The 11,486-nt window shown below is 38.6% G+C and carries 11 protein-coding genes and 1 tRNA gene; 2 read left to right on the top strand and 10 right to left on the bottom strand.

Features of this window, described 5'->3' with window-relative positions; translation table 11 throughout:
* Window positions 1-82: 82 nt before the first annotated feature.
* Window positions 83-1,471 (top strand): leucyl aminopeptidase, encoded by a 1,389-nt coding sequence (locus tag MMH89_RS02155; protein WP_258568737.1) that lies wholly within the window; start codon window positions 83-85, stop codon window positions 1,469-1,471.
* 92 nt (window positions 1,472-1,563) lie between these two features.
* On the opposite strand, the gene MMH89_RS02150 is transcribed toward MMH89_RS02155, so the two are convergent.
* Together MMH89_RS02150 and MMH89_RS02145 are read right to left on the bottom strand one after the other, a co-directional pair.
* Window positions 1,564-3,447 (bottom strand): hypothetical protein, encoded by a 1,884-nt coding sequence (locus MMH89_RS02150; RefSeq protein WP_258568736.1) that lies wholly within the window; start codon window positions 3,445-3,447, stop codon window positions 1,564-1,566.
* 308 nt (window positions 3,448-3,755) lie between these two features.
* Window positions 3,756-4,112: a hypothetical protein gene (locus MMH89_RS02145; protein WP_258568735.1), complete on the bottom strand. Its 357-nt coding sequence runs from the start codon at window positions 4,110-4,112 to the stop codon at window positions 3,756-3,758.
* A 140-nt stretch (window positions 4,113-4,252) separates the two neighbouring features.
* Between MMH89_RS02145 and MMH89_RS02140 the strand changes: the two genes are divergently transcribed.
* Window positions 4,253-4,329: transfer RNA gene (locus MMH89_RS02140), tRNA-Glu, on the top strand.
* A 19-nt stretch (window positions 4,330-4,348) separates the two neighbouring features.
* On the opposite strand, the gene MMH89_RS02135 is transcribed toward MMH89_RS02140, so the two are convergent.
* The 8 genes from MMH89_RS02135 to nhaA form a co-directional block, all read right to left on the bottom strand.
* Entirely contained in the window at window positions 4,349-5,650 is a 1,302-nt protein-coding gene (locus MMH89_RS02135; RefSeq protein WP_258568734.1) for a hypothetical protein, read from the bottom strand.
* A 107-nt stretch (window positions 5,651-5,757) separates the two neighbouring features.
* Window positions 5,758-6,633, bottom strand: a complete 876-nt coding sequence (hflC, locus tag MMH89_RS02130) for a protease modulator HflC (protein WP_258568733.1) — start codon at window positions 6,631-6,633, stop codon at window positions 5,758-5,760.
* On the bottom strand, window positions 6,630-7,643 hold the full coding sequence (gene hflK, locus MMH89_RS02125) for an FtsH protease activity modulator HflK (RefSeq protein ID WP_258568732.1): 1,014 nt from the start codon (window positions 7,641-7,643) through the stop codon (window positions 6,630-6,632). The genes hflC and hflK overlap by 4 nt, the downstream gene beginning before the upstream one ends.
* A 21-nt stretch (window positions 7,644-7,664) precedes the next feature.
* Window positions 7,665-7,973, bottom strand: a complete 309-nt coding sequence (gene hfq / locus MMH89_RS02120) for an RNA chaperone Hfq (RefSeq protein ID WP_258568731.1) — start codon at window positions 7,971-7,973, stop codon at window positions 7,665-7,667.
* Between the two features lie 92 nt (window positions 7,974-8,065).
* The gene (gene miaA, locus MMH89_RS02115) at window positions 8,066-8,986 is read right to left on the bottom strand and encodes a tRNA (adenosine(37)-N6)-dimethylallyltransferase MiaA (RefSeq protein WP_258568730.1); all 921 of its coding nucleotides are present in this window, start codon (window positions 8,984-8,986) and stop codon (window positions 8,066-8,068) included.
* A 43-nt stretch (window positions 8,987-9,029) separates the two neighbouring features.
* Entirely contained in the window at window positions 9,030-9,488 is a 459-nt protein-coding gene (locus tag MMH89_RS02110; RefSeq protein WP_258568729.1) for a peroxiredoxin, read from the bottom strand.
* A 13-nt stretch (window positions 9,489-9,501) separates the two neighbouring features.
* Window positions 9,502-10,275 carry a hypothetical protein gene (locus MMH89_RS02105; protein ID WP_258568728.1) on the bottom strand — a complete coding sequence of 258 codons (774 nt, stop codon included), beginning with the start codon at window positions 10,273-10,275 and terminating at the stop codon, window positions 9,502-9,504.
* Window positions 10,276-10,312: 37 nt separating this feature from the next.
* Window positions 10,313-11,455 (bottom strand): Na+/H+ antiporter NhaA, encoded by a 1,143-nt coding sequence (gene nhaA, locus MMH89_RS02100; protein ID WP_258568727.1) that lies wholly within the window; start codon window positions 11,453-11,455, stop codon window positions 10,313-10,315.
* Window positions 11,456-11,486 lie beyond the last annotated feature (31 nt).

Below are 11,486 nucleotides of genomic sequence, written 5' to 3'. Positions count from 1 at the left end.
ATATTCCTGCTGTTCGCACCTTGCGGCACTGTAAAGTATGGTTTATTATAAACGATAGATGAAATAGATACAAGGAGCCATCATGAAGATAAACTTTCAAAGCTATCAAAAAAATGCAAAAATCTGCTGCTATATGACTGACACTCAGTCTTTAGATCTGCCTGGGGAAATATCTAGAACAGAGAGCCCTGTAACTAACAAGACTCATTTTTTATCCAACGAATCAGGCAGTACGCTATGCCTAAAAGCACCAGAGAGTGATGCATCTGCACTAGAAATTGGTGGGGCAATGATTTCTGCAATTATGCAGCATGAGTGCCACGATGCTCTGATTATTCCTCCTGCATCAGTAAAAGATCAACTAACTGACTTTTTAACTGGAATAAAGCTAGGCGCTTACCGGTTCAATAAGTATTATTCAAACCCAAAGGTTGTACCACCAAAAGCAGTCCAAATTGCTGATGTCTACGCAATCAATGAGCATGATGCACCCAGTGATGCCATTACCTCCGGAACAACATTGGCAAGAGACCTGGTTTCTGAGCCTAGTAACACATTATCACCGGAGGCCTTTAAAGACATCATTGTAAAAGAGCTTAGACCACTTGGTGTAGAGGTAAAGATATTAGATGAGAAAGAGATTTTAAAGCTCGGCATGAACGCCCTACATGGCGTTGCACGTGGCTCAAGAAAGCCACCCTTTGTAGTCAGCATGCATTGGAAAGGTAGCGACGAAAAACAACCTACAGCATTTATTGGGAAAGGTGTCTGCTTTGATACAGGAGGTATCTCACTAAAGCCTGCTAATGGAATGCATGATATGAAATATGATATGGGCGGAGCTGCTGCTGTCACAGGCTTGTTGTATACATTGGCAAAACGTAAAGCTAAAGCTAATGTCGTAGGTATTGTAGGATTAGTAGAGAATATGCCTGATGGAAACGCTCAAAATCCTGGCGACGTTGTGAAGTCAATGTCTGGAAAAACCATTGAAGTGCTCAATACAGATGCTGAAGGTCGTCTAGTACTCGCTGATGCAATTACATACAGCTACCAAGAGTTCAACCCGCATACCATCATTGATTTGGCTACACTAACTGGTGCTATTGTAGTCAGCCTTGGTAATGAATACGCCGGACTATTCTGTAATAATGCTAAACTAACCCAACAGCTAGTTGACTCTGGAATGAAAAGCCATGAAAAAGTTTGGCAGCAACCACTTGGCAAAGCGTATGACAAACAAATAAACTCTGATATTGCAGACATGCAAAATATAGGCAAACGCTGGGCTGGATCAATTACTGCTGCACAGTTCATTCAACGCTTTGTCAAGGATGAAACCAAATGGGCACACCTTGATATTGCAGGTGTTGCATGGGAAGAAAGTGGAAAACCTCATATTCCTAAAGGCGCAACTGGCTTTGGTGTACAATTACTTAACCACTGGGTTAGCAAGCACCTAGAAGCTTAAAGCTAGTGATCCAATCTGTTTATGCTCGTATACAGAGCACACAAACTCAGCATACGAGCGCTTCATTGGAAATCTAGGGTTTACTATTTATTCTAGGGACTCAAAACATCAAGCCTTTGGGAAATAGCCCTATCAACAGCATTAGGCGGCGACTTAAATAGACCAAAGAAGCTTATCTTGCCACTACATTCTGCTTTAAGCTTTTTAATATTTAAAGGCGTTAACTGCGAAATCATACGGTCCATGACATCTTCTCCAAGAATAGCTGATGCAGATATGACATCCTGAGGAGAATAACCTTTGAAAGGTTTATTCATAATGATATCCTTCACAGCATTTAACTCTGTATCACTTACTTCTTTACTTGCTTCGTAACGGCCTGACAAATCACGCAAATAACGCTTAATAGCATCTACTGACTCTCCCTTTTTAACAGATAGGATCTCCAAGCAGTTTGTGGGAGCCCAATGAGCTAAGATTCCTACTTCGTTATAGACATCAGAAAAGCTATTAGCTAAATTCAAAAACTCCGACCGCTTAGTTTCATCAATTTTTCCGTCCCATCTGATAGCTTCCGCATCAATCAAACGCTTTAACTCTATAGAAACAGTCTCAGGCAATTTGACCACCCAAACCTGTCTTAATAACTTTTTCGCATCAGGTATTGATCTTAAACAACCAAAATGGCTTATTCCATATTTTCCAAGTGCTTTTTTGAACAAATACATCAAATCCTCAGCAATCTTTTCAGCTGTATATGCTTGATAAACATTCTGTCTCATATTTTTTAACATCACTACAGCTGTTGGGAGCGCTTGTTTTACTTTATATATATTAACCAGATGACATTGAACCAATGCTGATAGTCTAGCTACAAAACTATCTGCCTCAGCAAGCACTGCAACCACTGACTCAAGGGTCGGTCGTGCTAGAATTTCATTTTGAGGAGCACTTAAACGATGAGCAGCATGGAATACATTATTAAGCTGTACACCAAAAAAGCTTGCTGGCAGATATCGGGGATTTTGCACCGCACTAGCTGTATACCAAGGCTTAGTATATGTAACTCCATTTCCAAACCAAGTATATTGGTCATCGATATTACATTTATTAGCATCGAACGCAAACCCTGTCTGGTAATTACCTGCCCCAAAACTATCAAAACCAAAAGGCGACGCCAAGGTTGTTGAGTTTTTTTGCATCGAACACGTGGTTGACTTAAATACTTTAGGCCCTGACTTCCCGCCAAAACCTGTGTCTAACCATTGCATTTGCGCAGGATCGAATTTTTTCTTATGGCCGCTAGTTCCAGGCGCTCTAGAATCATTATCTCTAGGACAAGGCCTGTAACTAAGGTCAGTTAGCTGCTGCAATATGCTCAAAAAAGCATTAGGTACAGAAGGGAATGCTGTCGCTTGACTACTGTATTCCTCTGGATGCATTTTAGTGAGTAGATTACCCCTAGCATTTAGATACTCAACTCGTTCAACACCTGTTTTCACTCTACCATCAACCTTGATTTTAGCTTGAGACTTTGCAACCGCTCCCACAAAGCCAGGCATCATGCTATTCAAGCGCTTTTCTATATACGCTTGATTATACCCACGTTTTTTATCAGTCAAATCTGATACCATCTCAGGATGCTGATCCAAAAAAGATATTGCATTTAAGTGATGCTTTAGGGTGTGGTTATTACTCTCCATACCAGTTTTTAAGGTAGCCAGTGTATGCTCAGGATGATTCGCATATTTAAAATGACCAACAATAGATTGATCATCAAATAGATCAACACCACAGTGTGCACACCTATAACTTTTAGTCATTGAACTCCATGATAAGTGATCCAATTTAGTTGGAGAACCAGCAAATTCGATTTCTAAGCGCTGTGAAAGCAATCCTCTAAACTGATTAAGAGGTTCTGACACTTGTTTCACTTGAGGGTCAAGTAGCCTATGAGCCGTCTTCTCCGCTTGCATGCCTTCCTCAGAGCTAACCTGGGCAGACTTATTTGATACATCTTTATTGGTAGCTACTTTGCCTGTTGGCTTAATTCTAAAGATGAAACGACATAGCCTAGAAAAGAAACGCCCTATTGCAAAACAAAAGCTTACGATTAATTGCCAAATTTTTTTAAATATATTCTATATTCATTCACTTATTTATAATTTTAATCTATTTACCTTATCATCATTAGGGAATTAATGCAAATTCACCTTGACTATAACTCACCTACAAACCAAGCAAAATAGAGCACTTCATTTCAACTCAAGGTAAATCACTCAAATTAATCAACATTGATCTCTACAACCTGACAACACACTAGGTATACAAGATTTCCTTCTGGATCCTGAATGGCTGTTTCAAAACGCTGCAAACCATTTTTTTGTTCATATACACTAAAGGGCTTTTTAATATACTGACTATGATTCGATGTGACATCCATGATAGATGTCACGCTGCGATAATCAATTGCAGCAATGATTGGATCTGACACACCCGAGTACAACTCAATAAAAGACTGTTCAACCTGGAGCGATGCAAACTCATCTCCCTTATCAATAAGCCTAGCTGACAATACTTCTTGATAAAATCTTTGAAGCCCCTCAATGTCGTGAGTGGTTATCTTTAGGGATCCTTGCATCACTATTCCTTAAACTTTTAATTATCATATTTCTAATCCGTATAAAAAACAAGTCAAATCACTTTGGTAAAAGTTTTTAATAAAGCAAAATTAAGTATTGCATTTTATATTAAATTAAGGCAATATTCTTTTAACATTCTGTCCCCTTCGTCTAGTCGGCCTAGGACACCGCCCTTTCACGGCGGCAACAGGGGTTCGAATCCCCTAGGGGACGCCAGTCTTCCTGACAGAATGCTTTACCCTCTTAGTTTATTCATAATGTCAGTATACGTATTTAGTACATTACAAAAATCTTCGCAAGGCTGCTCAAAGCCTTCAATCTTTCCCTTGTTTAAGTCATATATGGGAAGATTTAAGTGATCCCCAGGATATAATGATGTACAACCCTTAGGACTAAATACATACTCCCTCTGAACTATTTGATCACTTAAAGCTACTGCAGCACTTAAGTTTTTAGACTTAGTAGAGAGCCTGCTGACATACCCTCTTAATATTGAGGGCAAAATATCAAGCTTCGTTAACGACCACTCCAGTATTTTCAATCTAAACGTGTAATTAAAAAGCAACAATATAGCAAAAGCAGCAGAAGCTGCATAAGCCAGGCTATAAACGCCCAAGGTATAAACTAGTAAATAAGCACTCATGCAAACAGGAATCATAAATGCGAACAACAAAAAAGGGTTAAATGATGCTGCACCAATTTTAGCAAGATACTCAGGATCTGGGCTACGATCAACAACCAGCTTAATCGTACTAGACACATCATATATCGCACGCCAGCAAAGAGCTGAAAGCCCTCCTAGCGAATATCCAGTAACGCACATATTTTTTATTTTAGCACCTTTTTTCCGACAGAGAGAAACAACCTTATTGATATTTTTTGCATAATTCTTAACACTGAACGCATCATAAAAGAGGGGCAACAAGGGCAATAAAAACATCAGGTATAACAATAAACCAAGTGCATTAATAACCAAAGGTGCTAAAATAAGATACATGTTGAAGCAAACTTTAAGAAAAGGAAACCTTTCTGATATACGTGTCTCAGAAATTCCAGGTTGCTCAATACAGACATGTAGTGCTTTTTCACAACCTTTCCACTGACTACTTTTCACCAGCATACGGCTCACAAACGTTGAAATATTATCTGAAGAGCCTAAAACATGAATAAAAACCTGATCAAACTGTGCTGCTTTCAACAAAGAAAAATCAACAACCTTTGCGTTCTGAAAGCAAAGACATGCAACCCCATTAACCCTCTGATAAGCATGCTTGGTTAAATACCTAAGCTTATCTCCAATACCATATGGGTAGATGAAGCGTAAAACATGAGTTCCCAGATATACTAATAACATAAGCCTGGTATACATATAACCAATTAATAAACGTTTAGCTAAAAACAAGAGGCATAATATAATTGAAAAAACTGACTTAAACCTGTTGTTCTTCTTAAGTGGAGAATAACCTTCCTTATGAATCACTACTGTAGGAACGAGCACACCAATACTCATGAACCTTAGAACTAACCACTGAACCATATATTTTATTCTGTGTATGCATATAGAATAAATATTACACAAAAGAACTACTGGGCTATACATAACACCACTCTTCACTAATTATATTCCTATTTTGATAATTTGCTCTATGTTGCTAGATCACGATAATATTCAGAATTATTTGGATCAAGCACAAAGAAGTCTTTATCATTCACTGAGTTTTTATAACCAATCATCTTAAGATAAAATGTATAAAAATCTGGAGCCTTTTTAAATGAGTTTGCATACACATCGGCAGCAATAGCATGGGCCTGCGCTACATGCTCTGCAGCCTCGCGCTTTGCGCCCTCAATAATGACAATAACATCTCTATCTGCTTTGGAGCTAATCTCTTGTGCCGCAGCAACACCTGTTGCTCTATATTTTTTTGCATCACGCTCTCTACTGGACCTCATATTCTCATAGACAGACAACGTTACTTCCTGCGGATAATCAACTCGCTTAAGCCGAACATCAACCACTTCAATACCAATATCAGACACACTATTTGCAGTCCTAGTCATCATACTGTCTAGCATTGCGTCTCTATCATCACCCGCGATAATCTCACTCAATACACGAACACCAAACTCTGCCCTTAATGCATCAATTGATTTACTTTTAATAATCCCAGAGGCTAAGTCAAAGTTTCCATTGTTAAGTGATTTGTAAAAAGACTCATAGTCCTTAACACGCCACTTCACATAATAATCGACATGGACATCTTTTAAATCCGCTGTTAATACACGTGTAGAAGGCACATCAAATGACTGAAGTCTTTGATCAATTCTAATTACTTTTTCAAAAAAAGGCAGTTTAAAATAAAGACCTGCATCATACACAATAGTTCCAGAACCATCTGACTTTAAGTCCCCTAAATAAGACAACATAGCCTTATTATGCGGAGTAATCACAAACATTGACTCTAGCGCAAACAAGACACCCAATAAGATGACTAATAAAATATTTACTGTTTGCTTCATTCCTTCTCCCTGGCCTGAGACTCTTTTGATATTATATCGCTTAGTGGAAGCACATTAAGCATTCCTTCATTAGGCACAAATACTTTAGCTACCTGACTAAAGATGTGCTCCATAGTATCTAGATACATCCGGTTCTTCATAATATCAGGGTTACGTTTGTATTGTGACACTAGAGCATCAAATGTAGCAACCTTTGCCTTAGACTCTAAAATGATTCGCTCATACTGTGCATCAGCCTCATTAATTATACGCCTTTTTTCACCTTCTGCTAAACCGATAACTTTATTACTATAACCCTCAGCTTGCATTGTGTAACGGTGTTGATCTTCCCTTGCTTGAATTACATCATCATATGCAGGTTTTACAGCTGATGGGGGCCTTGCATTTTGCAACTTCACATCAGTGATCTCAATCCCAATCTTATAACTATCTAATATTTGTTTGAGCTGACTGGATATTTCCTCTCTGATTTCAACTCTGTCTTTGGAAAGTAATGCATTTAAATTAGAGTTTCCGACAACTTGCCTAAGTGCGCTTGCCGTTGCTTGAGTTAGCGCATTAAGTGGATCAACTGAAGCAAACAAATAATTTTCTGGATTCCCTATTCTATGATACACCGAAACAGAAACCTCAGCATAAATCTCATCCTTAGTCAGCATCTCAGCAGTGTAGGTGTATTCATTAACCTTAAATACATCTACAATATAACGCTTGTCTACAATGGGTATGCTCCAATTAGGTCCTGGCATAGCTGTACGATATAACTGACCAAACCTAAGCACAACGCCGTGTTCTGCTGGTGCTACAATAAAGAAACCCGAAACAAGAAACAATAATGAAGTTACAATAATCAGCCCCATGATCAATGAACTAATCGCAGCTGCTGGTCCCTTATCCGACCCTCCAGAACCGAAAATACTGTTAAAAACTTCATCTAAGCCGGGGGGCTCGTCATGACGACTGCGATCCCAAGGATCTTTTTCACTCATCCTAAGTGTTCGAAATGGCATCCTTACCCCCTACTAAATTAATCAAAAGTTCTCAATCTGATCATCTTCCTCTGATTGCAACGCGTGGTTAGAATCTAATGACTGGTTACCCTCTGCAGCATTAGTGTCTTCATTAAATATAATATTTCTAGAAGGAACAATAGTTGCTATTGCATGTTTAAACACAATTTGCTTTGTATTATTTTTGAGTAATACACAATATTTATCAAACTTATCTACCTGACCTTGTAACTTAATTCCATTTGTTAAATAAATAGAAACGGGGACTCTCTGTCTTCTTAGCGCATTTAAGAATGGGTCTTGTAAGGATTGCACTCTTGTATTCTGCATTGTCGTCATCTTTTGACTCCTATGTTGTTTTCGTAAATCACCGACGTTAAATCAGCTTTGTTTACTAACTATAGTATCTTCACTATACTGATTCAAGTACTAAAATATCGACTTTCTAGAATTAATTGAGCACATTCATTCTTAGCCCCCTTGAATACATAATCATTTTTCCAATTTTTTATCCATGTCATTTGTTTTTTAACCAACTGAGCGGAGTGATTAACAATCTGTTGTCGCACGCAACTTGTGGTCAATTGCTCACAATCGTTTGCCAGTATTTGTCTATATCCGACACTCTTCATGACCGGGTGCGTGTTTATTTTATCACCATACTCATCCCGTAACTGAAGCACCTCATCTACCCAACCTTGGTCAAACATTTTCGCAATACGAGCTGATAATAATGCTCTATGAGCCGCTCTATCCTCTACTGTAATAAAAAAATTTGCTCCTTTATACTTAGGTCTAATAGGTTTTGTATGATAGCTGCTCATTGATCGACCCGTATATTTGTAAACACTTAATGCACGTATGACTCGCTGCATATCATTTATTTTAATAGTTGATGCACTCGATGGATCAACAGATTTTAACAACTCATGCATTAATTGATGCCCCTTGCGCTCTGCTTGCTGCTGAAGCTCTAAAACAACCTCTCGAGGAACCTGAGGAAGCTGATCAAAACCACCTATAAAACTATGTGCATACATCATTGTTCCACCGCATAAAACTGGCATATTGCCACGCGCTTTAATCTCAGAGATCAACTGACTTGTAGATTTAACAAAGTCAGATACTGTAAATAATTCATTTAAAGAGACTACATCAATCAGATGATGCGGGACACCTTTTTGCTCCTCTAATGTTGGCTTTGCGGAGCCAATATCCAAGCCTTTATAGACACTTACTGAATCGACTGAAATAACTTCAATTGGCGCATGTAGCGCTAAAGATATCGCTAACTCTGTTTTTCCGGTCGCAGTCGGTCCAAGTATCGAAATATAATCTGTCATTAAGCTAGCACAATAAAACTATAATCTAGCAAAAATACCAATATTATTCAACATTAATCAACACCTTAACCTCACTCAACAATGACACCATGTGTGAGGCAACCTTTACATTACGCCACTCTTTAAGTATGGCACCCTTCTTATCCAACAAAAAACTAGAGCGGACAATCCCTAGATAAGTCTTTCCATACATAGATTTTTCAGCCATAACCTTGAATTGATGGCATAACTGCTCTTGTGTATCAGCGATTAAATCAAAAGTTAGCCCATACGTCTGTTTGAACTTATTATGACGCTTGATACTGTCTCTAGACACCCCCACAATCTTACACCCTAGCGAATTAAATCGCTCTTGTTGCTCTTGAAACAAGACCGCCTGCTTTGTGCAGCCACTGGTCATATCCTTAGGATAAAAATATATCAAAAGCTTATCTGAGTATAAGGCACCTAATTTAACAGGCTGACCAGAGTCAATTATAACTTCCTGATTTAAATCAATCATACTTCCCCCTAGTTTAAATACGACGGCGGCGACCTTTTCGCTTAAAATCAGCAGACAAATACACCATCTTTAAAAACAATGGAGGACATCCATCTAACTGAGCAAGTTTGTCCATATCAACAAATACGCGTCCAGGATATATCATTGCTGGGTGCCCATTAAGAACCGCGTAACTTAAAAAGGCACACTCCTCTAGAATAAAGTTTATTGAACAGTTGAAGTCCTTTTCACATTGCCCTTCTGACCGCTCTCCCTTTCCAACCCTTAAAAAACTCATCACACTTTGATCAATTTCTTTAGAAAAACCGCCTTTCTTTTCATATGCAGCATAAAACTGACCCAAGATTTCTTGAAACGACTCTCGTTTATAGTAATCAATCCAATTCACTAAGCGAACATTCAAGCCTGGAAAATTCTCTAGGCAAGGAAGCAACTCCTCTTCCATGTAACTTTTCTGCTTGTTAAGGGCAATTTCATAGCCTTTTTCTTCCGAGGTGTTATTTTGGGCCATATACACATGTCTGTATAAATGTCCCGGCGTCACAATAACCACTGGATTATCACGTTTACTTAAAAACTGCAATAACGCATATAATCGATTACCATAAAAATAAGGGTTGGCAAAGCTTGTGTACAAAGTTAAAGGCATGTTACTAATCTGCTCTTCTTCATACCCCCCTGAATACAAAACATTCATAGAAATTTTGTAATGACATGGCAAACTTAATGTTTGATCGCTGGATCTCTCCACGGCTCCTTCCTCACTAGATTCTACACTGTAGCCCATTATACCCCCTATTCAACATAAAATTGAATACCGTTTTTCATATTTTTCTTTTTTCATTATTGTCTACTTTTACACAGAATAATAAAATGAGAATACCAATTATACCTGCTAGTGTTGATGCACCAATAACTGAAACTCGTACAATATCAAGCACTGCATCTGGCATAGACTTAAAAGCTAAGTTTCCAATAAAGAGACTCATTGTGAAACCGATTGCACATAAAAATGAAACCCCTAGCAGGTGTCTCTTATGCATAGACTTTGGCATTTGTGCAACCCCTAAGTACTCTGATAAGATACAGACAGATAAGATACCCAACGGCTTGCCGATCAGCAGTCCCAATGCAATCGCTAGTGCTAAAGAACTATTTAAAGACCCGGCTACCTCATGAAGAGCAACCCCTGCATTGGCAAATGCAAAAACTGGCATAATAAAATACTGAACAACCTTGCCACATGCGTGATGAATACGCATAGCCCAAAGCCCCATATCATTTTTCATGGGAAGAAATGCAGCAATAGCTACTCCAGCTAAGGTCATATGTACCCCACTCAGAAAACAAAGCACCCACAGCATCAAGCCACCTAAGATATACAATGTAACATGCGCCCTTAACCGAGATATAATGGTTAAATAGGTTATAGAGGCAAATGTGCCCGCTAATAAATACCAAGAATAGTGTGCTGTATAATAGACTGCGATAATTGCTATTGCACCTAAATCATCAAAAATAGCAAGCGACATAAGGAAAACGCGTAATGACACAGGCAGGCGCTGCCCTACTAACATCAGACAGGCCAATGAGAAAGCAATATCTGTAGCAACAGGAATAGCCCACCCATGCGTATAGACCCTAGCAGCGACTAATAAGTAAATACACGCAGGACCAACCATTCCACCTAGTGCAGCCAATGCAGGCATTACTCGCTCTTTGGGTGACTGCAATACACCATATAAGTACTCGTATTTTATTTCTAATGTTATATAAAAGAAAAATAACACCATGAGTATTTCATTAACTACAAAACGCATTGAAATATCATGATTGTGTAAATTGAGTAACTCAGAACCCCAGAAGGTATCATAATAAGAATCAAACCCTACATTACATACAAGCAGAGCAACCGCTGCTGAAAAAAGCACAGCCAAACCTGGCCACACACTTACATTATCATCCATAAACTAGACACAAGCATTATTAATAACTATT

It is taken from the genome of Candidatus Comchoanobacter bicostacola, from assembly GCF_024172705.1.
Lineage (GTDB): Bacteria > Pseudomonadota > Gammaproteobacteria > Comchoanobacterales > Comchoanobacteraceae > Comchoanobacter > Comchoanobacter bicostacola.
Note: the sequence above shows the minus strand (reverse complement) of the source record. Positions and strands in the feature narration are given on the sequence as shown.